Annotated in this window: 26 protein-coding genes and 1 pseudogene; 16 read left to right on the forward strand and 11 right to left on the reverse strand. The window is 66.9% G+C overall.

Annotation, left to right across the window (positions count from 1 at the left end):
• Positions 1-35: 35 nt before the first annotated feature.
• From AC6I6X_RS03875 to AC6I6X_RS03885, 3 genes are read right to left on the reverse strand one after another with little or no spacing between them, the layout of a single operon-like run.
• Positions 36-377, reverse strand: a complete 342-nt coding sequence (locus AC6I6X_RS03875) for a (2Fe-2S) ferredoxin domain-containing protein (RefSeq protein ID WP_497929182.1) — start codon at positions 375-377, stop codon at positions 36-38.
• The gene (locus AC6I6X_RS03880) at positions 374-1,123 is read right to left on the reverse strand and encodes a CbtA family protein (RefSeq protein WP_497929183.1); all 750 of its coding nucleotides are present in this window, start codon (positions 1,121-1,123) and stop codon (positions 374-376) included. The genes AC6I6X_RS03875 and AC6I6X_RS03880 overlap by 4 nt, the downstream gene beginning before the upstream one ends.
• Positions 1,123-1,311 (reverse strand): CbtB domain-containing protein, encoded by a 189-nt coding sequence (locus AC6I6X_RS03885; protein ID WP_497929184.1) that lies wholly within the window; start codon positions 1,309-1,311, stop codon positions 1,123-1,125. Before AC6I6X_RS03885 ends, AC6I6X_RS03880 begins: the two co-directional genes overlap by 1 nt.
• 268 nt (positions 1,312-1,579) lie before the next feature.
• On the opposite strand from AC6I6X_RS03885, the gene AC6I6X_RS03890 reads away from it, so the two are divergent.
• The 9 genes from AC6I6X_RS03890 to AC6I6X_RS03930 are packed head-to-tail and all read left to right on the forward strand — an operon-like array spanning position 1,580 to position 9,961.
• A complete protein-coding gene (locus tag AC6I6X_RS03890) occupies positions 1,580-2,614 on the forward strand; it encodes a monovalent cation/H+ antiporter subunit E (protein WP_497929185.1) in 1,035 nt (344 codons plus the stop codon).
• Entirely contained in the window at positions 2,611-2,892 is a 282-nt protein-coding gene (locus tag AC6I6X_RS03895; RefSeq protein ID WP_497929186.1) for a cation:proton antiporter, read from the forward strand. Before AC6I6X_RS03890 ends, AC6I6X_RS03895 begins: the two co-directional genes overlap by 4 nt.
• A complete protein-coding gene (mnhG, locus tag AC6I6X_RS03900) occupies positions 2,889-3,248 on the forward strand; it encodes a monovalent cation/H(+) antiporter subunit G (protein WP_497929187.1) in 360 nt (119 codons plus the stop codon). Before AC6I6X_RS03895 ends, mnhG begins: the two co-directional genes overlap by 4 nt.
• On the forward strand, positions 3,245-3,784 hold the full coding sequence (locus tag AC6I6X_RS03905) for a DUF4040 domain-containing protein (protein WP_497929189.1): 540 nt from the start codon (positions 3,245-3,247) through the stop codon (positions 3,782-3,784). The genes mnhG and AC6I6X_RS03905 overlap by 4 nt, the downstream gene beginning before the upstream one ends.
• Positions 3,785-4,315 carry an MnhB domain-containing protein gene (locus tag AC6I6X_RS03910; protein WP_497929190.1) on the forward strand — a complete coding sequence of 177 codons (531 nt, stop codon included), beginning with the start codon at positions 3,785-3,787 and terminating at the stop codon, positions 4,313-4,315.
• A complete protein-coding gene (locus AC6I6X_RS03915) occupies positions 4,308-4,667 on the forward strand; it encodes a cation:proton antiporter subunit C (RefSeq protein WP_497929191.1) in 360 nt (119 codons plus the stop codon). Before AC6I6X_RS03910 ends, AC6I6X_RS03915 begins: the two co-directional genes overlap by 8 nt.
• Complete coding sequence (locus AC6I6X_RS03920) at positions 4,660-6,195, forward strand: proton-conducting transporter transmembrane domain-containing protein (protein WP_497929192.1); 1,536 nt, start codon at positions 4,660-4,662, stop codon at positions 6,193-6,195. Before AC6I6X_RS03915 ends, AC6I6X_RS03920 begins: the two co-directional genes overlap by 8 nt.
• Positions 6,195-8,108, forward strand: coding sequence for a proton-conducting transporter transmembrane domain-containing protein (locus tag AC6I6X_RS03925; RefSeq protein ID WP_497929194.1), 1,914 nt, complete (start codon positions 6,195-6,197; stop codon positions 8,106-8,108). The genes AC6I6X_RS03920 and AC6I6X_RS03925 overlap by 1 nt, the downstream gene beginning before the upstream one ends.
• The gene (locus AC6I6X_RS03930; protein WP_497929195.1) at positions 8,108-9,961 is read left to right on the forward strand and encodes a Na(+)/H(+) antiporter subunit D; all 1,854 of its coding nucleotides are present in this window, start codon (positions 8,108-8,110) and stop codon (positions 9,959-9,961) included. The genes AC6I6X_RS03925 and AC6I6X_RS03930 overlap by 1 nt, the downstream gene beginning before the upstream one ends.
• Positions 9,962-9,979: 18 nt before the next feature.
• Here the strand turns inward: AC6I6X_RS03930 and AC6I6X_RS03935 are convergent, their stop codons facing one another.
• From AC6I6X_RS03935 to AC6I6X_RS03945, 3 genes are all read right to left on the reverse strand, one after another.
• Positions 9,980-10,117, reverse strand: a complete 138-nt coding sequence (locus tag AC6I6X_RS03935; protein ID WP_497929196.1) for a hypothetical protein — start codon at positions 10,115-10,117, stop codon at positions 9,980-9,982.
• 175 nt (positions 10,118-10,292) lie between these two features.
• A complete protein-coding gene (locus AC6I6X_RS03940) occupies positions 10,293-11,414 on the reverse strand; it encodes a tyrosine-type recombinase/integrase (RefSeq protein WP_497929197.1) in 1,122 nt (373 codons plus the stop codon).
• A 405-nt stretch (positions 11,415-11,819) separates the two neighbouring features.
• Complete coding sequence (locus tag AC6I6X_RS03945) at positions 11,820-12,626, reverse strand: CPBP family intramembrane glutamic endopeptidase (RefSeq protein WP_497929198.1); 807 nt, start codon at positions 12,624-12,626, stop codon at positions 11,820-11,822.
• Between the two features lie 235 nt (positions 12,627-12,861).
• On the opposite strand from AC6I6X_RS03945, the gene AC6I6X_RS03950 reads away from it, so the two are divergent.
• From AC6I6X_RS03950 to AC6I6X_RS03965, 4 genes and pseudogenes are all read left to right on the forward strand, one after another.
• Positions 12,862-14,268 carry a carotenoid oxygenase family protein gene (locus AC6I6X_RS03950; protein WP_497929199.1) on the forward strand — a complete coding sequence of 469 codons (1,407 nt, stop codon included), beginning with the start codon at positions 12,862-12,864 and terminating at the stop codon, positions 14,266-14,268.
• 255 nt (positions 14,269-14,523) lie between these two features.
• On the forward strand, positions 14,524-14,871 hold the full coding sequence (locus tag AC6I6X_RS03955) for an ArsR/SmtB family transcription factor (protein WP_497929200.1): 348 nt from the start codon (positions 14,524-14,526) through the stop codon (positions 14,869-14,871).
• On the forward strand, positions 14,868-15,179 hold the full coding sequence (locus AC6I6X_RS03960) for a DUF7521 family protein (protein ID WP_497929201.1): 312 nt from the start codon (positions 14,868-14,870) through the stop codon (positions 15,177-15,179). The genes AC6I6X_RS03955 and AC6I6X_RS03960 overlap by 4 nt, the downstream gene beginning before the upstream one ends.
• Before the next feature lie 642 nt (positions 15,180-15,821).
• Positions 15,822-16,793 (forward strand): annotated as a pseudogene (locus AC6I6X_RS03965) (glycosyltransferase); the annotation flags it as partial.
• Positions 16,794-16,805: 12 nt separating this feature from the next.
• Here AC6I6X_RS03965 and tuf read toward each other — a convergent pair.
• Positions 16,806-18,071 carry a translation elongation factor EF-1 subunit alpha gene (tuf, locus tag AC6I6X_RS03970; protein WP_497929202.1) on the reverse strand — a complete coding sequence of 422 codons (1,266 nt, stop codon included), beginning with the start codon at positions 18,069-18,071 and terminating at the stop codon, positions 16,806-16,808.
• A gap of 155 nt (positions 18,072-18,226) precedes the next feature.
• Entirely contained in the window at positions 18,227-19,192 is a 966-nt protein-coding gene (locus AC6I6X_RS03975) for an NADPH:quinone reductase (RefSeq protein ID WP_497929203.1), read from the reverse strand.
• Between the two features lie 151 nt (positions 19,193-19,343).
• Here AC6I6X_RS03975 and AC6I6X_RS03980 point away from each other — a divergent pair, with 151 nt between their 5' ends.
• The 3 genes from AC6I6X_RS03980 to AC6I6X_RS03990 all read left to right on the forward strand — a co-directional run bounded on the left by AC6I6X_RS03980 (position 19,344) and on the right by AC6I6X_RS03990 (position 20,723).
• On the forward strand, positions 19,344-19,721 hold the full coding sequence (locus tag AC6I6X_RS03980) for a VOC family protein (protein WP_497929204.1): 378 nt from the start codon (positions 19,344-19,346) through the stop codon (positions 19,719-19,721).
• Positions 19,722-19,795: 74 nt separating this feature from the next.
• Entirely contained in the window at positions 19,796-20,179 is a 384-nt protein-coding gene (locus AC6I6X_RS03985) for a universal stress protein (RefSeq protein ID WP_497929205.1), read from the forward strand.
• Between the two features lie 91 nt (positions 20,180-20,270).
• A complete protein-coding gene (locus tag AC6I6X_RS03990; RefSeq protein WP_497929206.1) occupies positions 20,271-20,723 on the forward strand; it encodes a hypothetical protein in 453 nt (150 codons plus the stop codon).
• 47 nt (positions 20,724-20,770) lie between these two features.
• On the opposite strand, the gene AC6I6X_RS03995 is transcribed toward AC6I6X_RS03990, so the two are convergent.
• From AC6I6X_RS03995 to AC6I6X_RS04005, 3 genes are all read right to left on the reverse strand, one after another.
• Positions 20,771-22,285, reverse strand: a complete 1,515-nt coding sequence (locus AC6I6X_RS03995; protein ID WP_497929207.1) for an MATE family efflux transporter — start codon at positions 22,283-22,285, stop codon at positions 20,771-20,773.
• 129 nt (positions 22,286-22,414) lie between these two features.
• Positions 22,415-22,816, reverse strand: a complete 402-nt coding sequence (locus tag AC6I6X_RS04000; protein ID WP_497929208.1) for a universal stress protein — start codon at positions 22,814-22,816, stop codon at positions 22,415-22,417.
• Between the two features lie 96 nt (positions 22,817-22,912).
• On the reverse strand, positions 22,913-24,088 hold the full coding sequence (locus AC6I6X_RS04005) for a thiolase family protein (protein ID WP_497929209.1): 1,176 nt from the start codon (positions 24,086-24,088) through the stop codon (positions 22,913-22,915).
• Between the last annotated feature and the right edge of the window lie 21 nt (positions 24,089-24,109).

Raw genomic sequence — 24,109 nt, forward strand, 5'->3', positions numbered from 1 at the left:
GCGGCGCTCGAATCCGTCGCCGATCGTCCGGTCACTTACGCGTCCGCGGCCCGTCGATCGATCGACGTAGCGTCCGGGCCGAACTCCCGTTCGAGCAGGTCGGGAACGTCCGCGGCGGTCACGTCCGAGTACCACTCGTCGCGCGGCTGGATCGCGATCGCCGTCCCGTCCGCGCTACAGAGACCGAGACACGCCGTTTCCGTCACCGCGATCGGCGACCAGAACGCGTTCCGCTCGCGGAGCCAGGACCTGACGGCCGCCACGACCGCGTCCGCGCCGGCGTCGGCACAGCAGGCGTACTCCGAGTCGCGATCGTTCGTACAGACGAGTACCTGCGCGCCGATCCGCTCGCGTTGCTGGGCAGTGCGCCGGTTCATGCGGTGATCGGCTCGTTCTGCGTCGATGCAGCGTCGTCGACCATCCCCGCGCGATCGTGGAGCCACGCGAAACCGCCGGCCACGATCGCCCAGAGCGCGGCCTGGCTGAAGACGGTCAGGGCCTGGAACGCCGTCACCAGGTCGGCCGGCAACGGTGTCGTGGTGATCGTCGGCGTCACGAGCGGCAGAACGGTGACGGTCACGGCGACCGGAAGCGCACCGACGACGGCGGCGGGTCGCCAGTCCCCGATTCGCGTCGACGTCAGTCTATAGCCGAGGATCGACGCCGTCGCCACGATCGCGCCGAGGGCCATCAGCCCGGCGTAGATCGCGATGCGCGCGTCCGGCCCGAGCGACTGTTCGGCACCCGGCGTCGCCGGCGGGAGCACCAGCCAGGGAGTGACCGAGACCGTCAGGAAGCCGGCCCCGGCGAGTACGACGGCCTTGACGCGACCGCGTCCGGGCAGTGCCGGTTCGAGGAAGTAGAACGCGAGCGCGAACAGGCCGCCGAGGAGGATCCCCCAGAGGACGCCGCTCCCGACGCTCACCACCGCCGTCGTCGCCTCGCTGACCGCGTGTGCGGACTCGGCCGCCCCGTGTGCGTGGTCGTGTCCGTGACCGGCCTCGTGGTCCAGTTCTTCCATGTACTCGACGAGCGGGTTCGCCACCGCGGCGAGGTAGCCCCCGTAGCAGACGCCGCCGATCGTTCCCGCGAGGACGCCCCGCTGGAGGTAATCGACGAGCATCAGTGGCAGGTAATTCCGGCCCCGTGCCGGAAGTTGTGCATCGCGTCGTGAGCGATCGGTTCCTGCAGGAACAGGAGCGTAAAGCCGATCGCGGCCGCGAAGAGGACGATCGCCGCCAGCTGGAGCGGCGTGAGGTCTGCGCGTGCGGTGTCGATTCGGTCGTGAACGGTGTCGGTCGTGGCTTCCATAAACTCAGATTTCAATACTGAAATTGAATTTGTAAAACTTCCGGTCCCGATCGGAACCGCGAGCGTCGTCACTCCGTCTGGTGAGCGAAGGGGGACGGCGTCCGTCGAATCCAGTCCCGATCGACGACTCCGAGACGACCCGGAAGTCGTCGCCGAAATCCCGGCGCTGACCGGCGGATAACGAAATCGTTTTCCTGCGGGTACCGCTTGGTCCGATTAACGACTGGAGTCATGAGTATCCAACGACGGTCTCCACGAGGGAGCGCCAATGGCGGCTGAACGCCTGCTCGTCCCGCTGTCGGACACGGTGACCGTCCGGCAAACGGTCGGCTACGCCGTCCGGGACGCCCTCGAGTCGGCGGACTCGCTCGAGTGTCACCTCGTCGTCGCGTTGCCCTACGACGCGGACGTGCCCGAGAGCGACCGGCAACGCGAGGACGCGGAGCAGTTGCTCTCGCGGGCCCGAAACTGGGTCGAGGAGGACGCAGATGACGCCGACGTGACGATCGAAACCGCGACGCTCGGCGCCGACGAGTACCTCTTCGGTCCCCGCGACTACGCCGATAGCTTCGGCGACTACGTCGACGCACACGGGATCAATCGGATCGTGCTCGACCCGGAGTACCAGCCCGGCGTCACCGCACAGCTGCTCCAGCCCCTCGAGCGCGAACTCGATCGGCTCGGTCTGCCGTACGACGAGGCACCGGTCGAACGGCCGGCCCGGCACGGGCGACTCGTCGGGACCGGCGAGAGCTTCGATCGTCTGTTCGCTCTCTTCTGGATCTCCTACGGGTTCTATCTCGTCCTCGGGGATCCGACCTACTGGTTCGACCTCGTCACCGGCGCGGCGGTCGCCGGCATCGTCGCCGTCTCGCTCGCACAGGTGACCTTTTCGGTGCCGCTCGATCGGGTCCAGTCCCCCATCCGGACCGTGCGGTTCGTCGCCTACATCCCGTACCTGCTCTGGGAGATCGTCAAGGCCAACATCGCGGTCTCGATCGTGATCCTCCGGCCGTCGATGCCGATCGAGCCGACGTTGACGCGCGTCAACGCTCGCGTGAGAGGCGGCCTGCCGCTTCTCGCGCTCGCGAACAGCATCACGCTCACGCCGGGCACGCTGACGGTCCGGGCCAACGACCAGCAGCTGCTCGTGCACACCCTGATTCCGTCGGCCCGAGAGGACCTCTTCGACGGCGGCCTGGAACGGGCGATCCGGTTCGTCTTCTACGGCCGCGAGGCGGCTCGAATCCCTACGCCGCGCGAGCGAGACGACGCGGAGATCGTCGGGGGTGACGAACTGTGACGCCGATTCCGCTCTCCGAGGTCTTTCTCGCGACCGCGACGCTGTTCGTCGTGCTCGCGATCGCGATGTTCTATCGCGCCGTCGCGGGACCGACGACGCAGGATCGACTGCTCGCCGTGAACGTGCTCGGGACGAACACGGTCGTGATCCTCGCCCTGCTGGCCGCGGCGCTCGACCAGCCGTGGTTCTTGGACGTCGCGCTGATCTACGCCCTCCTGAACTTCCTGCTGTCGATCGCTATCTCGAAGTTCACCGTCGAGCGGGGTGGTGTGCTGTGATCGAGACGATCCGGTTCTGGCTGATCGTCGCCCTCCTCGGACTCGGCGTGCTCTTCACGCTCGTCTCGACGGTCGGGGTGCTCCGACTGCCGGACATCTACTCGCGAGCCCACACCGCGTCCCAGACGGACACGCTCGGGGCCGGCTTCGCGCTCGCCGGCGTCGCGCTGGCGTTCGGGTGGCAGCACGCGACGGTCTACACCGTCCTCCTGCTGTTCTTCGTGTTCCTCACGAACCCGACGGCGGCACACGCGATCGCCCGCTCCGCGGCGGAGACCGGCGTCGAGCCCCTACTCGCCGACGACCCGAACGACGAGTCCGACGTGACCGTCGACGCCGGGGGTGAGTCGCGATGAGCGCGTTCGCGTACGCGCTCGCCGTCTTCCTCCTCGCGACGGCGGTCGCCACGGCGCTGTTCCGGGACGTGTTGTCCGCGATCATCGTCTTCGGAGCCTACAGCCTGGGGATGGCGATCCTCTACACGTTCCTGCTCGCGCCCGACGTGGCCATGACCGAGGCCGCGATCGGTGCCGGCGTGACGACCATCCTGCTGTTGCTGACGATCGTCCGGACGACGAGACCCTCGACCGATCGGCTCGTCGAGCGGGTCGACGTCCCGGCAGTCGTCGTCGTGGGGGCGTTCGTCGTCCTCCTGTCGGCGACGGTACTGCCGGAGATGTATCCGGTCGGCGACCCGTCGGCCCCGGTCTGGTCGAACCCGGACGTCACGCAACACTACATCGAGAACGCGTACGAGGAGACGGGGGTCCACAACGCCGTCACCGCCGTCCTCGCTGCCTACCGTGGGTTCGACACCTTCGGTGAGGCGGTCGTCGTCTTCGCCGCGGGAATCTCGACGCTGCTCGTACTGAAACGCGAGGTGTTCGCCTGAATGTCCGAATCCGTCGACGATACCTACACCGAGAGTCAGGTCATCATGACCGCCGTGAAGATCCTCGCCCCGTTTACGCTCACGTACGGGATGTTCATGATCCTCCACGGGGCCGACACGCCCGGCGGGAGCTTCCAGGGCGGCGCCATCGTCGGCGTCACCGTCCTCATGCTGGGGTTCGCCTTCGGCATCGATCCGACCCGACGGTGGCTCCGCAACTCCTTCCTCGTCGGGCTCGTGACCGGCGGCATCGCCATCTTCGCCGGGATCGGGCTGGGGACGATCCTGCTCGGCGGGAACTTCCTCGAGTACGATCGGATCTATCCGACGCTCGGCATCAAGGGCAAGTGGGGGATGGAGGCCATCGAGGTCGGCGGCATCGCGCTGATCGTCTCGGGGGTCGTCATCACCCTCTTCTTCGCGATGGCCGCGGGGTTTACGCCCGTGCGCCGCGGTGGCGAACCCACCGAGTCGTCCACCTCGACGGTACCCGCCGACGAGACCGATCGGGAGGTGAGCGACGATGATTGAACTGCTCGCCAGCCGCTACGCCTACCTCCTGCTGTTCGTCCTGCTCGGGATCGGGATGTACATGATCATCGCCAACGAGAACCTCGTGAAGAAACTGATCGGCGTCAACCTCTTCCAGACGGCCATCTTCCTGTTCTTCATCGCCATGGCCTACGTCGAGGGCGGTGCCGCACCGATCGTCCCCAACGAGGGGAGCGAGGTCGCCAGTCCGCTCCCGCAGGTCATCGTGCTGACCGCCATCGTCGTCGGTATCGCGCTGACCGCGGTCGGACTGGCGCTGATCATTCGCATCTATTCGGAGTACGGGACGCTCCGCGAGGACACCCTCAGGGAGGTGCGTTCCGATGAGTAACGTCGACCTGCTCCCGGCGCTGCTGATCGTCGCGCCGATCGTCGCGGCGACGCTCCCGATCGCGCTCGGCCTGCGGTACGATCGAACTGGATGGGCCGTCGCGGCGGTCACGACGACCGGCCTGGTCGCCGCCGCCGTCGCCCTCGCCAGCGAGGTCTACACGGCGGGTCGGGTGATCCACAGGCTGGGTGGCTATCCCCGGACGTACGGGATCGAACTGGTCGCGGACCAGTTCTCGATGCTGATCGTCCTGCTCGTGACCGGCGTCGCCGCCGGCGTCCTCGCGTACACGCGCCGCGGCGGCCCGCGCGGGAACACCTTCTACAGCGCGTACCTCCTGCTGGTGGGCGGATTGCTCGGCATCTCGCTGACCGGCGACGTGTTCAACCTCTTCGTCTTCCTCGAGATCACGAGTCTCGCGACCTACGCGCTGGTCGCCAGCGGCGACGGCGCCGAGTCGGCGGTCGCCGCCCTCAAGTACCTGATCCTGGGGACCGTCGCCGCCTCGATGTACCTGATCGGCGTCGCCTTCGTGTTCATGGCGACGGGGACGCTCAACATGATCGAACTCGCGTCGGCGATTCCGGCCGCCGAACGCCCGCTCCTGGTTCGGGCCGGGCTCGGATTCATGATCGTTGGCTTCGCCACCAAGGTCGCCCAGTGGCCCGTCCACACCTGGCAGCCGAACGCCTACCAGCGGGCCCCCGACGGTGCGACGCCGCTGATCGCGGCGCTGGTTTCGTCGGCTTCCGCGTACGCCTTCGGGCGGCTGATCGTCACCGTCTTCGAGGTCGACTACCTCGCCGCGACGGCGAACGCGGCCCCGATCGTCCTCGCGATCGGCTGCGTGAGCGTCCTCGCGGGGACGACGCTGGCCGTGATCCAGACCGACGTCAAGCGGATGCTCGCGTACTCGTCGGTCTCGCAGTTCGGCCTGATCGTGGCCGCCTACGGCGTCGTCATCGCCGGCAGTTCCGAGACGGCCCTGGTCGGCGCCGCGATCCACCTCGTCGGCCACGGCCTGCTGAAAGCCGGTCTCTTCCTGGCGGTCGGCCTCGTCGCGGCGAGCTACGGCGCTCGCACCGTCGACGAGTACGCCGGTCTCGCGAAGGAACGGCCCGTCGTCGCCGGGTCGATGGCCGTCCTGCTGTTCGCGCTCGTCGGGATCCCGCCGAGCGTCGGCTTCGTCGGCAAGTGGTACATCGCCCTCGGTGCCGTCGAGTCCCAACTGTGGCCCGTCGCGGCCGTGATCGTTCTCAGTACGATGCTCACCCTCGCCTACGCTGCCCGCCTGCTCGAGAAGATGTACTTCACGCACCCGCCCTCGATCGAATCGATCCCGTCGCCGGAACCGGTCGCGACGGACGGCGGCGACGCCACCGCTCCGGACGGGGCGTCTCCTGACGCCGTCTCGATCGGCATGGTGGCGATCGTCGTCGCCGCCGCGCTCGCCGCCGTCGCGCTCGGCTTCGCCGGTGGCGCGATCGCCGACCTGCTCGCCCCATTCCTGACGGAGGTGTTCAACTGATGGTGGAATCGATCCGACCGCTCGCCGCCGTTCTCGTCTCGGCGATCGCGGTGGTCCTGATCGTCGCGTCGCACCGCCGACCGAACGTCCGCGAGGGGTGGTCCGTCCTGGCCGCGCTCGCGAAGTTCGCCATCGTCGCCAGCATGCTCCCCGGCGTGCTGGCCGACGAGGTCTACGTCTGGCGGCTCAGCGACGCGATCGGCGTCCAGTTCCTCGACGGGGTCGACTTCGTGTTGCGCGCCGATCCCCTCGGGGTGTTCTTCGCCCTGCTCGCCAGTTTCCTCTGGATCTTCACGTCCTTCTACGCCGCCGGCTACATGCGCGGCCTGGACGAACACGCCCAGACACGGTTTTTCGCCGCCTTCGCGGCGAGTCTGTCGACCGCGGTCGGGATCGCGTTCGCCGGAAACCTGGTGACGATCTTCGTCTTCTACGAACTGCTGTCGCTCGTGACGTACCCGCTCGTCGCCCACAACGAGGACGACGAGGCCCGGATCGCCGGCCGGAAGTACCTCGCCTACACGTTCTTCGGCGGCGGGGTCTTCCTGCTCGCCGGGACGGTGATGGTCTACTGGCTCACCGGTCTCGTCGGCACCTCGACGACGGCGTTCGAGGCCGGCGGCATCGAACTGCTCGCGGAGGCGGCGGCCGCCGAACCCGCGTACGCACAGGTCACGTTCTTCCTGCTGATCGCCGGCTTCGGCGTCAAGGCGGCGCTGATGCCGATCCACTCCTGGCTCGCCGACGCGATGGTCGCGCCGACCCCCGTCTCCGGCCTCCTCCACGCGGTGGCGGTCGTCAAGTCCGGCGCGTTCGGCATCGCGCGCGTCATCCTCGACGTCTACGGGCCGGGATTGATCCACGACCTGCCGCTTTCCGTCCCCGGTATCGGCGAGGTCGGGCTGAACATTCCGGTCGCGCTCATTGCCGCGTTCACGCTGACAGCGGCGAGTATCATCGCGCTCCGCAAGGACCACCTCAAGCGCCGGCTCGCGTACTCGACGACGGCACAGCTCTCATACATCGTGCTCGGCCTCTCGCTGTTGCACCCGTACGCGGTCGTCGGCGCGCTGTTTCACATCCCCGCCCACGCGTTCGCGAAACTCACCCTGTTCTTCTGTGCGGGGGCGATCCACGTCGAGACCCACACCGACTACATCAGCGAGATGGCCGGCATCGGGAAGCGGATGCCGCTGACGATGACCGCGTTCACCGTCGGTGCGGCCGGCATGGCCGGCCTGCCGCCGATCGCCGGCTTCGTCAGCAAGTTCTACATGCTGATCGGGGCCGGCGACGTCGGCGGGAGCTACTGGCTGTTCGCCGGAGCGCTCCTGCTCTCGGCCGTGCTCAACGTCGGCTACTTCTGGCCGGTCGTCTACACGGCGTTCTTCGAGAGCGAGGACCGCCACGACGCGAAACCGCTGCTCGAGTTCCCGCGGGGTGGCCTGCTGCAGTCCTACGCCGGTGAGGACGCCGAGCAGATCGCCGCCGACGGCGGCGAGACGAACCGCTCAGAAGCGCCGGACACGACGGGGTCGACCGACGAGACCGACGCGGACGACGAGGAGTACGAGTACGCGGTCGACGAGTACTCGAGCGATGCCGAGATACCCGACCGATCCGAGGGCGAGCAGGTCAGCAGCGTCGACCACCACGGCGACCACGACGACCACCTCACCGGCGGCCCGCCCGCCGAGGGCTGGCAACGCCGCTCGCCGTTCGCCGAGAGTACGTGGCTCATGCTCGCGCCGATCGCCGTCATCGCCACGGGAGCGATCGTCCTCGGCGTCGGCCCCGACTACGCGGTCTTCCTCGAACTGGCTGTCCGGATCGTCGAGGGCGTCTTCGGGATGCCGTTCGAGGAACTGAGTAACGTGCCGTTCGACGACCTCATGACGGAGGTGACCGACTGATGGAACTCGAACTCCTGTCGCTTGCGTACCCGCCGCTCGTGGTCTTCGCGGCGGCCTTGCTCGTGCTCGTACTGCCGCGGCTCGCCGGGTTCGCCGTCGGGGCGCTCAGCCTCGCGGCCGTACTCGCCATCTCGCTCGTCGCACCGTCGGGCCAGCACCTTGCCGGCACCTTCCTCGGGTTCGAGGTCGTCCCGTACTACGTCGACGACTTCTCCCGGATGATCGGCCTCGGGCTGGGCTTTTTGGGCGTCTGTAGCGTCGTGTATGCCTACTCGAGCGAGGCCAGCGAGACGCTCGTCGCGTTCGCGCTCGCTTACGTCGCCTCGTCGCTCGGGGCGGCCTTCGCGGGCGACTGGCTCGTCCTCCTGTTCATGTGGGAGCTGATGGCCGTTACCAGCACGCTGGTAGTCTGGCACTACGGCGGGGAGGCGGTCCGTGCCGGCTTCCGGTACGCCATCTTCCACGGCACCGGCGGGGTGCTCGTGATGATGGCGGTCGCCGTCCACTACGTCCAGGTCGGGTCGTTCAGCTACGCGGCTCACGACGGGATCGCCGGCGGGATCCCGGCCGTTCTCGCGGTCCTCGGAATGGGCGTCAACGTCGCGTTCATCGGCTTTCACACCTGGCTGCCCGACACCTACCCCCGACCGCACATCGCGGCCTCGGTGTTCCTCTCGGTGTACACGACGAAGACGAGCGCGTTCGTCCTCTACCGGGCGTTCCCGATCGGCAGCGAGAGCGAACTCGCGATCTACGTCGCGTACATGGGCGGCCTGATGTCCGTCTACGGCGCGACGTTCGCCCTGCTCCAGCACGACATGCGGGCGCTGCTGTCCTACCACATCCAGGCCCAGCTGGGCTACATCGTCGCCGCGATCGGCATGGGTGCGGCGATGACCTCCGAACTCGCCGTCGCCGGCGCGCTGTCGCACCTGTTCAACAACATCCTCTTCAAGAGCCTCCTGTTCATGGCCGTCGGCGTCGTCATCTTCCGTACCGGCGAAGAGGACCTCTACGAGCTCGGCGGCCTCTGGCGCGAGATGCCTCTGACCGCGATCGGGTTCGGCCTCGGCGCGCTCTCGATCACCGCGATTCCAGGGTTCAACGGCTACGTCAGCAAGGGGATGATCTTCGACGCGGCCGATCCGGGCTACTACGGCCAGCCCGAGTACCAGGCGCTGTACTGGCTGCTCTGGCTCGGCGCGATCGGCACCCTCCTCTCGTTCATCAAGCTCGGCTACTACGTCTTCTTCCACGGCGAGAGCGACTTCGAGGTCCCGGACGCAAAACCCGGCCAGACTGTGGCGATGCTCGGCCTCGGCGCTGCCTGCCTCCTCTTCGGGGTCTGGTGGCAGGGGCTGGCCGACCTCGCGCCGACGCTTCACGGCCACGCCGGCCACTTCTCGTTCGCCTACCCGGGCGGCGAGAGCGAAATCCACCCCTACAGCCCCAGCCACCTGGAGACGGCCGGAGTCCTGACTGCGGTCGCTGCCGTCACGTTCGTCCTCGTGCGAAAGCCGCTCTCGAAACTCGACCTCGGTGACCCGGCGATGATCGTCTACCCCGCGACCTACGCCGTCAGCCGGTGGACGATGCTCGCGGTGACGGAAACCTACGCCGCCGTCGACGCCGCCGTCGTCGGCGCGGTCAAACGGAGCTACTGGGTCGGGAACAATCCGGTCCTCGCCGTCGACGCGGCAGCGGGCCGACTCCCCGACTGGATGGTCGACGTCGACGAGCGCCGGCCGACCGACGGCGGCCGACCGTCGACGATCCACCTCCGGGCCGGTATCGGGACGACAGTGCTCCTGCTGACGCTCCTCCTGACGATCGTCCTGTGGCTGCTCGTCTGAGGTCCCGATCCTCCTGCCTCACGCGAGGATGACGATGCTGTCGGCTCGACACGCCGGACAGACGCGTTTCGCGCCCACGACGTCGTCGTCGACGAGCAGCCAGTTGAGTTCGTTCGCGGACCCGTGCCAGCCGCAGTGTTCGCAGTCTGCGTCCATGGATTGCCCTACGTCACGGGGTGTCATACTCCTTTTTTCAGGGACACTGGACGGTTCCGGAGCCGATCGCATTCGGACCGATCAACTCGGGGCGACACCACTGGGGGCGACTCAGAAACGTCGCGAACCCACTCCGGTTGTCCGGCGTTGCACTATCGGGCCGGTCCCGCTACCCTCAGTCGGTCGTCTCGTTCCGACTCGTCTCGTCATCGGTATCGAGTAACGACGGCTGATCTTCGGGGACGGCGATCGACTGCTCGTCGACGGATGCCCGAAGCGCCGGTTTCGAGGAGGTCGCCTCCCGACGGTATCGATCGTCGTCTGGATCGGCCCGGACGCCGCTCGGCGTCAGGTAATCGCCGTCGACGTCGACGTCCGCTTCCCGGCAGAGTCGTTTGAGGACCGATCGCGCACCTTCCGTCGTGATCGCCGGTGGCGCGATCGATCGGTCGCGGGCGAGTTCCCGTGCCGTCGACGACGAGAGCAGGGCGTCGATCTCCGCCTCGTCGTGGCCGCGTTCGGCGAGGACCTCGCGGACCCGACGCGCGATCGACGGGGCGTGGCGCGTCGGGAACAGCGGCCAGTCGTTCGCGGGCGGATCGAGGACGACCCGGTACTTGCGAAGCGGAGTCCGGGCCGGGGCAGGGAGCGGCACGTCCTCGAGTCGCTGGGATTTCCCCAGCACCCTGATCGTCCCGGTGTAGAAGTCGACGTCGTCCCAGGTCGCGCCCATTCTGCGGTCGTCTTCCGGCACTCGGAACAGTTCCGATCCCCGCACACCAGAGTGGGCGAGCATCGCGACCATCGCGTACTCGCGCAGGCGGGAGCGACGCTCCGTGGACTCCTCACCCGAGGACTCGAGCGCCCGGTCGCGGACGTACCGTTCCAGTGAGCGACGTTGCTCGGCCGTCCAGGACTCCGTCTCGGATCGATCGTCTCCCGACGGCAGTGCCGATTCGGCGTGGGTCGTCGCGGCCGGGTTCTCCTCCAAGATGCCCCCGCGGACACACCACGAGAGGAAGGCCCGGACGACCGCGTAGTACGTCCCGGCAGTTGAGGCCGTGTACTGGCCCTGTGCCGTCCGATCGTTCAGTTCGGCCGCGTAGGCGCGCATGTGCGCCGACTCGAGTTCGAACAGCGACGTGACGCCGTACTCGTCCGCGAGCCACTCCGCCCAGCGGCGCAGGATCGACTCTGCGTTCGTCGCGTACGTTCCCGCTCCCGACCCGTCCGGATCGCCGACGGCCTTCCGCTGGAGGTACGCGTCGATCGCGTCCACGACGGCGACGGCGTTCACTGGCCGACCACCCCGATGGCCCCTGACCACCGACCCCCGTTCGACGGGGACCGATCGACGGCACGCAGGTGCCCGCGACGCTCCGGACGAGACGTCGGGCTGGCGGAATCGACGCCGTGGATCATCTATGTGGACGCTACCGTTCCACGACCCTAAAGCTGTGTTTTTGCACACCGGCGGAACACGCGACCGGACGACACGGATGCGAACGATCCGGCTTCGGAACGACAGTCGCTACTGCCGGGCGATGCACATCCGATCGCGCGACGGCTGAGCGATCGGTTCCAATAGTTACTACAGCAGTTGTTGCAAACACTATTTCTCTATTCGTTCCGAGGGGTGATTTTATCGTACCGATGCCCCCGACGCACGTCGCGTATCGGATCTGCGGCAACCGACAGTGAGTCACGGGCGACCTGTGCGTCTGCGATCGGCGGCCACCACGACGAATACGACGGTCCAGATCACGACGACAGCGATACTGCGGGCGAGCGTATCGGGCGGATAGAACGCTTCGGTCGCGTTCCGCCAGCCGTGAAACAACATCGGCAGCAAGACGCTCCGCCCGGTCCCGTCGTAGAGCCAGGCGAGGAGCACGGAAATGCCGACTGTCTGAAAGCCGAACACGACCGGGTTCGTCGACTCGAACGGCAGGGTCGAAGACGCGAGCAGCGGGAGGTGCCAGAGCACCCAGACGACGCCGACGACAGCACCACCGCCGAACACGCCGTATCGACCCTCGACCAGCGGTTGTGCGACGCCTCGCCAGCCGATTTCCTCCTGACCGCCGCCGACCACGGTCGCGTACACGAAGACGAGGGGAAGAACGTAAACCGGCGGCCTGTACGAAGCAGTCGGCTCACCGCCCGCCGCGACGAAGATCACCCCCGCGATCAGCAGGATGCCGACAGGGAGCCCGAACGCGAGGAGGTACCACTGGAGCCCGACCCGCCAGCTGAGACGGCGCTCGAGCCAGCCTCGAACGCTGTCGCCGCGCGACCGAACGACCGCCAGCGCTCCGATCGCTGGCCCGAACGCGCCGAGTGACGTCAACTCGATGCCGCCCAGCGGCATTGCATCGACGAACGAGGGGACGAGCAGCGGGCTCCAGACGATCCACGAGACGGCGAAGGTGACCAGCAGAAAGAGCACGACCTCGCGGCGCTCTGCGGTCGCGTCGCCCACGACCGTCTTGGCCGGGTGAGCGGGCATGGTCGTTCCGTCCCACGCGTCGGAAATAAGCGAACTGCTGGTTCTCGTCTGCCGAGAGGGTGGCGAAGCGACCACGTCGCGCCGCTCGTGTGGGACTTGTTCGACCGGCGCGGCCTCGCTCTCTCATGGCAAACGTTCGCCCGCTGACGCTTCTCGGATATCGAATTGGCTTGGCTCGCCTCGAACAGCATTGGTCTGCGCTGCTTTGATGGACTGTCCGCGCGCATTCATAGTCGTGACAGCACCGTACGGGCCCGGCTTTCGCTCACTCACCTCGGAGGTCCACGATCACCGGCCACCGATCGACGGCACCATTCCGAACTGGCTCTCGGGGACGCTCGTTCGCAACGGCCCCGGACGATTCGAGGTAGGCGGCCACCGAGTCAACCACTGGTTTGACGGACTAGCGATGCTCCGGCGGTACGCCTTCGACCGCGGAGAACTGCGATACTCCAATCGCTTCCTTCGGACGGACACCTACGCCGACGCGATGGCCGGCCGGCTCACTGGTCAGTTCGCTACCGATACCCGCGGCTGGATGCGCGTCTTCGAAGCGCTTCGCTCGTTCGGTCTTCCCAAGCCAACCGACAATACGAACGTCCACGTCGCGCGGATCGACGGCGAGTACGTCGCGCTCACCGAGGCTCCACGCCGAGTCGCGTTCGACCCTGAAACGCTGGAGACGCGCGGCGAGTTCGCGTTCGACGACGACCTACCCGAACATCTCTCCGCTGCACATCTCGTCGATGATCCGCATCGCGAGGAAGTGATCGGCTTTGCCACCCAGTTCGGCAGGACGCCGCAGTATCATCTGTATCGTGTTCCACAGGGGAGCCGTCGGCGAGAGGAAATCGCCTCGATCGACGCTCGCGGCCCGGCGTACATCCACGACCTCAGCGTTACCCCCGAGCACGTACTCCTCGTCGAATCACCGCTCGTCCTGTCGGTGCTCCGAGCGCTCAATCCGTTCTCCCAGGGCGCACTTGACTTGTTAGACTGGCAGCCCGATCGCCCGACCCGCGTCCTCGTCGTGGATCGAGACACCGGCGAACTCGTCGCAGATCCGCTGTTCGAGGCGGTGTTCACGTTCCACCACGCTGGCGCCTATCTAGACGATGAGACGATCGTACTGGACCTCGTAGAATTCCCGGACAGCGACATCGTCGATGCGTTGGATCTGGACGCCCTCGAGGACGAGGGATTCCAGTCCGTTCCGGACGGTCGACTCGTCCGGTATCGTATCGACGGCGATACGAATACCGTCGATCGGTCACGGCTGTACGACGGAGGGATCGAACTGCCGCGCCTCGCCCGCCAGACCGTCGGTCGCCGACACCGCTACGTGTACGGCCAGGCAACTGACAGAGCGGGGGCAAACGGACTAGTGAAAGTCGACTGCGAGGCAGGCACCGCCCACGAGTGGTGGGAACGATCGGTCTATCTCGAGGAACCGATCCCGATTCGACGCCCCGACGCCACGAGCGAGGACGATGGCGTCGTGTTGGCGACAGCGCTCGACGTCGATCGCGAGCAGACGATGGTCTTGATCTTCGACGCAGAAACCCTCACGGAGCAGGCGAGAGCGTACCTCCCCCATCCGGAGCCGTTCGGGTTCCACGGTCGGTTCTTTCGAGACGTATAGCGGTCCGTTCGACAGATCGGTATCTCGATGGCTTCAACAGAGAACGGCGTCCCCGTACGTCCGCCAGTTGGAAATCGTGGCCGTCCCATCGGTAGAATCTGCCAGCAGGTAGCCCCCGAAAGCGGGTAACCAGATGACTAAGCGGATAACCCTACCAGTCATGATTCGTGGCCGTCGATCCAGTGCCGTACCACATTCTCTCGACCAGAAAAATCGGGATACTTTTCATATGTATCCCGAAACCATCCGGTAGCAGTGAGTGAGGAGACCGACCTGTCGACGGTGCTCGCCGTTCTCGACGACGATTACGCGCGGCAAATCCTCACCGAAACGAGCGTCGAACCCATGTCTGCTAGCACATTGAGCGAACGGTGTGACGCCTCCCTGCCGACGATTTATCGGCGTCTCGACCGTCTCGAAGAGTGTCAACTCGTAACCGAAGAGACGGAACTCGCCCCGGACGGGAACCACTACAGCATCTACAGTGCGAACCTCGATCGACTGGAACTGTCCCTCGAGGACGGGTCGTTCGAACTCGAACTCACCTACCGGGAGGAAGACGTCGCCGACAAGTTCACGCGAATGTGGGAGGGGTTGCGATGAGCCGCGAGGTCGTCCGGATCGGCGAGGCGTCCGTGTTCGAACTCCTGACCATCGCGACCCTCTTTCTCGTCGCGATCATGGGGACGCTCATCGCCTACCAGGCCTACCGGGGGTACCGGCGCAACGACGCCCGGTCGATGCTCTATCTCGCCGTCGGCCTCCTGTTGCTCACCCTGTGTCCGTTCCTGATCAACGTCGCGATCAACACGATCGCCAGCCCCGACCAGATCGTCACCGTGTTCTTCGAGAACGTGAGTCGACTGTTCGGACTGGTCGCGATCATGTACTCGCTGTACGGCGGCCACTAGCGAACAGGGCGTGGGGAGGCGACCGGCGACGATCGACGAGTCCGGTTACGGTTCGGGAGTACCAGTACCGACCACCGAAGAGCCACGGCGTTTGGCGAGAACCGAAATCGGGGCGACGGGTACCGATCGGAGGGCCGAAGCAACTGGAACGGACGACGGGAGGACGACGTCACGGGAGGACCGTGACACACGCGTCGTCGGTCACTCGGACGGTATCGAGCGAGACGGTCTGCTGTACCGATCTACCGGAGGAACCGCGAGGCGGCCGCGGCTGCACCGGAAACGACGTACAGTAGTCCGTGAGTGGGAACCGGTTGGTGGGATTCGGATTCCGTCGTTCCCCATAGCAATCGTCTCGCGGTTCCCCCTTCAACCCGCCCGCGTGTTTTCTAGGTCGGAAAACGCGATCGGATCCCTCGTGTCGGGGCGGCCCACTCCGGGGAGACAGTCCGGTCCTGATCGCGCAATCATATCAGTTCCGAACGGTAATCCGATACCTAAACGCGTTTCGTACCGCGAACGGGACACGGCGGTACGACTGTTCGGTCAGCCTACCGTCGGTTCGATCGCGTGACTGTCATCGAGGTCGAGGGGAAAGCAGACCATTAACAATGCGCGTACCCGTTAGAGGGTGGACAACGCCGATCGATGGATGTGCTCGCCCTCACGACGTACGACGATGCCCCGTTTATGGATCAGCAGATCACCGCACTCGAGCGACTCGGCGTGTCGTTCGAGCGTCTCACCGTTCCGGGGCAGGTGTCGGCGAGCGAATCCCGGAGCGCGAGCGACTACCTCCGATTCTTCCCCCAGGTGATCCGGGAGGCCCGCAACGAGTACGACCTCGTCCACGCCCACTACGGACTGACGGCCCCGATGGCGCTCGCCCAGCGTCGACTCCCGGTCGTGCTCACCCTGTGGGGATCCGACCTCAACGGGCCCGTGAGCCCCCTCACGCGGCTGTGTGCGCCGCGCTGTGACGAGGTCGTCGTCATGAACCAATCGATGAAACGAACCCTCGGCTCGGACTGTACGGTGATCCCGTTCGGGATCGACCTCGATCAGTTCGAGCCGGAAAACCGGGACCGAGCGCGGGCCAGCGTGGGCTGGCCGGCCGACGAATACCACGTCCTGTTTCCCTACTCCCCGGATCGAGGCGTCAAGAACTACCCGCGGGCGAAACGGATCGTGGCGGCCGTCGACGAACGCCTCGATCAGCCCGTCAACCTGCAGGTCGTCCACGGCGTCGATCACGGGACGATTCCGACGTACATGAACGCCGCAGACGCCCTGTTGCTCACGTCGGACAACGAGGGCTCCCCGACCGCCGTCAAGGAAGCCCTGGCGTGTAACCTCCCCGTCGTCTCGTTCGACGTCGGCGACGTCCGACGGCGACTCGCGGGCGTCGACCCGTCGACCGTGGGGACGACCGACGCCGAACTCGTTCGCGGACTGGTCGACGTCCTCGAGCGGGGCGATCGATCGAACGGCCGCGCCGCCGTCGCGGAAGTGAGCCAGTCGGTGACGATCGATCGGGTACTCGACGTCTACGAACGAGCGGTCGGCCGCCCGATCGCCGCCGATCGGCCGGAAGCGACCGCCGACCGGCGGTGACGACCACCGCCGCTACTTTTCGGTGACCGAGAGGACCTTGCCGGCGGCGACGGTCTGGCCCATGTCGCGGATGGCGAAGCTTCCGAGTTCTGGGATCTCGTCCGACGGTTCGATGCTGAGCGGTTTCTGTGGCCGGACCGTGACCACGGCGGCGTCCCCCGACTGAATGTAGTCGGGGTCCTGCTCCGCGACCTCGCCGCTCGATGGGTCCATCTTCCGATCGAGCGACTCGATCGTACCGGCGACCTGGGCCGTGTGGGCGTGGAAGACCGGGGTGTAGCCGGGCGTGATCACGCTCGGGTGTTGCATCACGACGATCTGGGCCTGGAACGTCTCGGCGACCGTCGGCGGGTCGTCGGCCGGGCCGCAGACGTCGCCGCGACGGATGTCGTCCTTGCCGATGCCGCGGACGTTGAACCCGACGTTGTCACCGGGTTCGGCCTCGGGGACTTCCTCGTGGTGCATCTCGATCGTCTTCACCTCGCCGCCCACGTCGCTTGGCTGGAAGGAAACCGAATCGCCGGTTCGCATCTGGCCGGTCTCGACCCGTCCGACCGGTACCGTGCCGATCCCGGAGATCGTGTAGACGTCCTGAATCGGCAGGCGAAGCGGGGCGTCGGTCGGCGGTTCCGTCTCCGGCAGGTCGTTCAGGGCCTCGAGGATCGTGAGGCCGTCGTACCACGGCGTGTTGTCGGAGGAGTCGGCGACGTTGTCGCCCTCGAACGCCGAAATTGGGATGAAACTCGCGTCTTCGGTGTCGAAGCGGACCTGATCGAGGAGTTCCTTGACCTCCGCGACGACCTCGCGATAGCGGTCCTCGTCGTAGTCGACGAGGTCCATCTTGTTGACGCCGACGATCAGTTCGTCGATGCCGAGGGTGCGGGCCAGGAAGACGTGCTCCTGGGTCTGGGGCGCGACGCCGTCGTCCGCGGCGACGACGAGGACGGCGTTGTCCGCCTGCGACGCCCCCGTGATCATGTTCTTCACGAAGTCGCGGTGACCGGGCGTGTCGACGACCGTGAAGTAGTACGTGTCCGTCTCGAACTCCTGATGGGCGATGTCGATCGTCAGGCCGCGCTCGCGCTCCTCCGCGAGGTTGTCCATCACGTAGGCGAACTCGAAGCCGCCCTTGCCCTTCTCCTCGGCTTCCTGGCGGTGCTGTTCGATGATGTGCTCCGGGACGCCCCCGGTCTCGAACAGGAGGCGTCCCACCAGCGTGCTCTTTCCGTGGTCGACGTGACCGATGATGGCCAGGTTCTGGTGGGGTTTGTCCGTCATGGCTCTTCACTGAAATCTACGTGGCGATCCCCCAAAGTTCTTGGTGGCAGTTAGCACACGACAAACGCGATAGCAACGGCCGAAATCGATTCTCGTCACGTCGACCGGTACCGAGTCCGCCGGCGGAGAACGAAACCGCGGTACGGTCGCGTCGATTACGGTTCGACGACGAGTTTCCCGAACACGCTGTCCTCGATCACGGCCCGCTGAGCCTCGCCCGCGTCCGCGAGGTCGTACGTGTCCGCGACCTCGATCGAAAGCGCGCCGGTCTCCATGAGGTGGGCCACGCCCCGCAGCGGCACGCGGAGGTCGGGCGTGTTGAACATGCTCATGAACTGGTAGGAGACGTCCTTCGATCGGGCCGCGCCGTCGTTCGTGAACCCTGGATCCGGCGAGTTCTCGCCGATACCGACGACCCGGGCACCGGTCGCGGCCACGTCGGCGTCGAACTGGAGGTAGTCGTCGAGTCGGTGGTCGAGTACGACGTCGACGCCGCCGTCGGACGCCTCGAGGACGGCCTCCGCGAGGTCGTCCCGATCGTAGTCGAGCACGGTCGCCGCGCCGTACTCCTCGAGGGCGTCGTGGTAGTCGGGCGAGGCGGTGGTGAGGACCCGCGCGCTCACCGCGGCCCCGATCTGGACGGCGGCGTGGCCCACGCCACCGGACCCGCCGTGGACCAGGCAGTACTCGGCCGGGTCGAGCGTCGCGTGATCGATCAGCGCCCGCCAGGCGGTGACGGCGACGACGCCGGCCGCCCCCGCTTCCGTCACGTCGACGCCGTCGGGGAGGTGAACGACGCGATCGGTCGGGACGGTCGCGTACTCGGCGTAGCTTCCCTGGAATGAGCCGTTGCCGATCCCGGTCCCGAAGACGCGATCGCCCGCAGCGAACGCCTCGACGTCGTCGCCGACGTCGGCGACGGTCCCCGCGAAGTCGACGCCGGGGGAGAACGGAACGGCGACGGGTTCGTACGATCCGTCCCGGAAGTAGGTGTCGACGGGATTCACTCCTGCGGCACCGACCTCGACGAGGAGTTCGTCCGCACCCGGGTCGGGTCGATCGACGTCGTCTACCTGCAACACGTCCGGCCCGCCGTGCTCGTGAAGGCGTACGGCTTGCATGTCGTTTGGGCCCACGCACCGAACCGTCATAAGAATGCAGATCGCTGGCGACGGATGGGCCGCGGACGGTCGCAGCGGGACGCGATCGGAACGCCCGGCACTGTACTGCCGCGACGGAACGTTTTACCCGGTCGGCGCTGGACCCACTGCTATGGATATTCATCACACCGCGATCGAGGTCTCCGATCTCGACGCGACGAAGGCGTTCTACGAGGACGGGCTCGGCCTCGAGTACAGCTACGACTTCCACGTCGACGGGACCCACAACTACTACGTGACCGGCGAGACCGCAGACACCGAGATCCAGTTCGTCCACGACCCAGACGACGACGCGCCGATCGACGCCGCGGGAATCGTCCACCTCGCGATCCTCGTCGACGACGCGGACGAGACCTTCGATCGGGTGGTCGGCCGAACCGACTGTCCGGTCGTGCGCGAACCGACGACGATCGAGGCGGCGAACGCCCGTGCGGCGTTCGTCGAGGATCCCGACGGGTACGAGGTCGAACTCTTCTCGCGTCTCGAGTGAGGGCGCAGGACGGGACGTCGCCGTGGCCAGTCACCGTCCCACAGGTTCTTCAGGAAACTCCTCCTGCAGCCGGTATGCAGTATCTCGTCGGCACCGAGTCGGTCCACACGACGGCAGCGATCTGTGACTACCTCGACGATCGGGCGACGAGCGACGACGAAATCACAGTCATTTCCGTGGCCCCGCCCGAGTCGCCCGCCGCGCAACGGGACGGGCGGGAGGCCCTGAACGTCGCCCCCGTCCGACTGGCGGCGATCGGATCGGTCGAGACCGAACTCCGCGAGGGCGAACCGGCCGCGGAACTGCTCGCGGCCGCCAACGAAATCGGCGCGGACGAGATCGTAATCGGCGCTCGCGGCGGCAGTCCAGAAGCGACCGCGGCGGTCGGATCGACGGCCCAGGAGATCCTCGCGAACGCGGTACGGCCCGTCGTGGTCGTCCCGATCCCCGACCTGTAGCGGTGGATCGGGGGTGAGTCACCGGGTTCGACGGGTCGGTCTCGAGGGTCGGCGGGTAGATTTATGCTCGCCGAGCGAACAGCCGTGGGAAATGGTCTCGCCGCACGACAGTTGGGAAGACGTCGAGAAGGGGTATCGGACGGAACGCGTCGGCGTGTTCGTCGAGCCGAGATCGATCGGGGGCGACGGCGGACCGACGCGATCGGAGCCGGACACCGGAGAACCGGCCGCGACCGTCTACGCCGTGACGATGCGTCGGCCGCTTGGAAGCGCCCTCGAAACAGAAGCCACGCTGGTCTCGTTCGACGACGGCAGGACGGCCTGGGAGTACGCGAACCTGGTCACGCACTTCGTCGCCGAATCCGCCGACGCGAACTTCGCGGAGTCACAGCTCCGGGGCCGGGTCGAACCGCCGGCCGATCGGTGGGAGCCGGACGGGCCAGTCTCCGACCGCGTCGCGCTTGCCGTGTTGCGCGAACAGGTCGGCCACCACGCGGACAAGATCGACCACCTCGTGAACGGGACGCCGGCGCTGGCGGAGTGAGCGGGCGATCGAACGACGTGCGGTTCGACTCCCGCCAGCGACTCGTGTCAATCGTCGCTCGTCGTCGTCTCCGGCCGGTAGCCGCGGCTGATAACCTTCCAGCGCCCGCTCGCGAAACGGTAGTAATTGATCGCCGCTGGCGTCGCGGTTTCCGCGACGAACGCGATGTAGAGCCCCGCAACCCCGAACGCCGGGATCGATACGCCGGGAACCGCCACGCCGAGCAGCGGGATCGTCCCCGGCGAGGGGATCGAGAGGCCGACGGCGCCGAGATACGCGATCGGGATCGCGAGCCCGAACATCCCGAGCAACTGGCCGTAGAACGGCCACCGCGTATCGCCGCTGGCCTTGAGCGCACCCGCTGCACCGGTGTAGACTCCCTGCAGGACCACCGCCACGCAGGCCGCGTGGACGAGCGAGACCGCGGTCGGAACCGACAGTTCGCCCGGATCGGTCGTGAACGCGAGGACGATCGGTTCGGCGAAGACGGCGACGATCGCGGCCGAGACGAGGTAGACGGCGACCGAGAACCGGACGATTTCGCGCCCGTACTGCTCGGCCCTGCGCTCGTCGCCGGTCCCGAGTTCTTGCCCGACGAGGCTCGAGGCCGCGAGGCCGAACCCCCAGCCGGGCGTGTTCATCAGCCCCCAGACGCGCCGGGCGATGACGTAGGCCGCGACGGTGTCCGACCCGAAGACGTCGACGATCGCCAGCATCGGGAACTCCGCGACGGTCCAGACCAGTTTCGTCCCCATGACGGGGAGGCCGATCGTTGTCAGGTCCCGAACCGTCCCGGCATGGACGTAGCTCCCCAGCGGATCGACGCTGACGGAGAACGTCCCCACACCCGGGAGCCGGCCCGCGACGAGTCCGGTCGCGAACGTCACGGTAACGACGACGTTCGAGAGGACCGTGCCCATCGCCGCCCCGGTGACGCCCATGTCGAAGCCGAAGATGAGCACCGCGTTGAGGACGATATTGGCGACGGCTCCGCCAGCGCGGACGACCATCGGCGTCCACGCGTCGTCCATCCCGACGAAGGTTCGGCTCCCGATCAGGTTGAGTCCCGCAAAGGGAATCCCGAACCCGACGATCCGCAGGTACGTCGCGCCGAGGTCGATCGCTTCGGGATCGGAACTGAGAAGCGAGATCAGTTCGGTCGGGTACGACCAGAAGACCGCGGTGATCGGCATCGACAGGAGGACGACGAGCAACGCGCTCGATCGAATCGCCTGGCCGAGTTGGTCGAACGCCTCCGCGCCGTAGCGCTGGGAGACGAGCGCGATCGTCCCGCCGGCGACGCCGCCGCCGACGGTGAACGCGAGTCCCCAGAACGGGGAGGCGAAGCCGACGCCCGCGATCGCGGCCGGGCCGACGGCGATCCCGACCATCGCGACGTCGACCGCGTTCTTCGACATCCGCGCGAGGCCGGTGATGATGCGCGGCCACGCGAGATCGGCGGTGCGGCGCGCTCGCTCGGCCTCGATGAGGCCGACGCTGGCGAGCGCGAGCCCGATCCAGAGGATGGACAGCCGGATCGGGTTCGGCGGACGGGAGACCACGAGAATCGGCTTGAGCTATCCAACTGCGACAAAAAGACCTTCCCGACGCGGCAGAGGCCACCGGTTTCGAAACGAAACAACTGGTACGATCCCGGGACCGCGGAACGAGCATGTCGGAGAACGGATTCGTCACTCGACGACGAGGACCGGGATCGACGACTCGGTCGCGACCTGCTCCGAGACGCTCTTTCGCAGGAATCGTTCGAGTCCCCGATTGCGGCCCATGACGATCAGGTCCGCTCCCGCCTCGTCCGCGTAGTCGAGGATCGCCTTGTGTCGCAGCCCGTGGGTAACGGTCGTTCGAACGTCCTCGACGCCCGCGTCTTTCGCGCGTGTGGCGACGTACTCGACTGCCTCCTCGCCGATCGGTTCGAGATCCTCGAAGTCGATCCCCGGCGCGATTTCGGCGGAGTTGATGACGTAGAGGGCGTGGACCGTCGCCCCGTGGACGGACGCGAGTTCGATCGCCTCGTCGATCGCCCGCCTCGTGTTGTCCCGTCCGTCGGTCGGGATCAGAATATCGTCGTACATGGGGAACCGTTCGACCACGTGCGTAAAAAGTGCTGAGATGGGCGCGAGACGCCTCCCGACGCGATCCGCCCGGGGATCCAATCCACCGGACGCCGGTTACAGCCGTTCGACGATCGTCGCGATCCCTTGCCCGAACCCGATACACATCGTACAGAGCCCGTACCGATCGCCGCGGCGATCGAGTTCGTGGACCAGTTTCGTCAGCAGCGCCGATCCGGTCGCACCCAGCGGATGCCCGTGAGCGATCGCGCCGCCGTTGACGTTCGTCCGGTCCCAGGGCGCACCGGTCTCGTTGAGCCACGCGAGCACGACCGAGGCGAACGCCTCGTTGATCTCGAACAGGTCGACGTCGTCGATCGTCATATCGGCCTTCTCGAGGACGTTCTCCGTCGCCGGAATGGGACCCGTGAGCATCGTGATCGGATCGACGCCGACGACCTCGGTCTGGACGATGCGCGCCATCGGCTCCCAGCCGCGTTCGTCGGCGGCGTCCGCGCTGGCGACGAGCACCGCGCTCGATCCGTCGACGATCCCCGAGGAGTTGCCCGCGTGGTGGACCCCCTCGCCCTCCGGCCGGAACGCGAGCGGCAACTCGGCGAGCGTCTCCGCGGACGTGTCCGGCTTCGGGTGACCGTCCTGCTCGACCGCGATCGTCTCGCCGTCGAGCGTCGTCTCGACGGGGACGATTTGAGAGTCGTACCGACCCGCCTCCCAGGCCTCGGCCCAGCGCTGCTGGGAGTCGACCGCGACGCCGTCGACGTCGTCCCGCGTCAGGTCCCACTCCTCGGCGATCCGTTCGGCCGACTCGCCCTGGCCGATCGCCTCGTCGTAGTGCTCGAAGTAGGTGTCGGTGAGCGCCTCCCGATCGATCACGCCGGTCTCGGCCTCGCCGTCCGAGCCCATCGGGACGCGGGTCATGTGCTCGACGCCGCCGGCGACGATCACGTCCTGGAAGCCCGCCCGGATCTCGCTGGCCGCCCAGTTGACCGCCTGCTGGCCGGAGCCGCACATCCGGTTGAGCTGGACCCCCGGTACCTCGTCGCCCCAGCCGGCCACGAGCGGCGCGAGCCGTCCGATGTTCAGCCCCTGCTCGCCGACCGGCGTCACGCAGCCGTAGACGACGTCGTCGACGATCGCCGGATCGAACTCGGTGCGCTCCTCGAGCGCCCGGAGCGGTTCGGCGGCCAGATCCTGCGGGTGCGTGTCCCGGAACGCGCCCCCGCGGTCGCCAAAGGGTGTCCGTACTGCGTCGACGATCACTGCGTCATCCATACCCGAAGGAGGTCTGGCTCA

The organism is Halosolutus sp. YCN4 (genome assembly GCF_059736495.1).

Excerpts from the sequence above, each read along its gene's own strand:
- AC6I6X_RS03935 (WP_497929196.1), bottom strand. The coding sequence starts at position 10,117 with ATGGACGCAGACTGCGAACACTGCGGCTGGCACGGGTCCGCGAACGAA.
- AC6I6X_RS03875 (WP_497929182.1), bottom strand. The coding sequence starts at position 377 with ATGAACCGGCGCACTGCCCAGCAACGCGAGCGGATCGGCGCGCAGGTA.
- AC6I6X_RS03960 (WP_497929201.1), top strand. The coding sequence starts at position 14,868 with ATGAGCCGCGAGGTCGTCCGGATCGGCGAGGCGTCCGTGTTCGAACTC.
- AC6I6X_RS03880 (WP_497929183.1), bottom strand. The coding sequence starts at position 1,123 with ATGCTCGTCGATTACCTCCAGCGGGGCGTCCTCGCGGGAACGATCGGC.
- tuf (WP_497929202.1), bottom strand. The coding sequence starts at position 18,071 with ATGACGGACAAACCCCACCAGAACCTGGCCATCATCGGTCACGTCGAC.
- AC6I6X_RS03885 (WP_497929184.1), bottom strand. The coding sequence starts at position 1,311 with ATGGAAGCCACGACCGACACCGTTCACGACCGAATCGACACCGCACGC.
- AC6I6X_RS03890 (WP_497929185.1), top strand. The coding sequence starts at position 1,580 with ATGGCGGCTGAACGCCTGCTCGTCCCGCTGTCGGACACGGTGACCGTC.
- AC6I6X_RS03985 (WP_497929205.1), top strand. The coding sequence starts at position 19,796 with ATGCAGTATCTCGTCGGCACCGAGTCGGTCCACACGACGGCAGCGATC.
- AC6I6X_RS03920 (WP_497929192.1), top strand. The coding sequence starts at position 4,660 with ATGAGTAACGTCGACCTGCTCCCGGCGCTGCTGATCGTCGCGCCGATC.
- AC6I6X_RS03905 (WP_497929189.1), top strand. The coding sequence starts at position 3,245 with ATGAGCGCGTTCGCGTACGCGCTCGCCGTCTTCCTCCTCGCGACGGCG.
- AC6I6X_RS03915 (WP_497929191.1), top strand. The coding sequence starts at position 4,308 with ATGATTGAACTGCTCGCCAGCCGCTACGCCTACCTCCTGCTGTTCGTC.
- AC6I6X_RS03910 (WP_497929190.1), top strand. The coding sequence starts at position 3,785 with ATGTCCGAATCCGTCGACGATACCTACACCGAGAGTCAGGTCATCATG.
- AC6I6X_RS03975 (WP_497929203.1), bottom strand. The coding sequence starts at position 19,192 with ATGCAAGCCGTACGCCTTCACGAGCACGGCGGGCCGGACGTGTTGCAG.
- AC6I6X_RS03925 (WP_497929194.1), top strand. The coding sequence starts at position 6,195 with ATGGTGGAATCGATCCGACCGCTCGCCGCCGTTCTCGTCTCGGCGATC.
- AC6I6X_RS04005 (WP_497929209.1), bottom strand. The coding sequence starts at position 24,088 with ATGGATGACGCAGTGATCGTCGACGCAGTACGGACACCCTTTGGCGAC.
- AC6I6X_RS03930 (WP_497929195.1), top strand. The coding sequence starts at position 8,108 with ATGGAACTCGAACTCCTGTCGCTTGCGTACCCGCCGCTCGTGGTCTTC.
- AC6I6X_RS03990 (WP_497929206.1), top strand. The coding sequence starts at position 20,271 with ATGGTCTCGCCGCACGACAGTTGGGAAGACGTCGAGAAGGGGTATCGG.
- AC6I6X_RS03980 (WP_497929204.1), top strand. The coding sequence starts at position 19,344 with ATGGATATTCATCACACCGCGATCGAGGTCTCCGATCTCGACGCGACG.
- AC6I6X_RS04000 (WP_497929208.1), bottom strand. The coding sequence starts at position 22,816 with ATGTACGACGATATTCTGATCCCGACCGACGGACGGGACAACACGAGG.
- AC6I6X_RS03945 (WP_497929198.1), bottom strand. The coding sequence starts at position 12,626 with ATGCCCGCTCACCCGGCCAAGACGGTCGTGGGCGACGCGACCGCAGAG.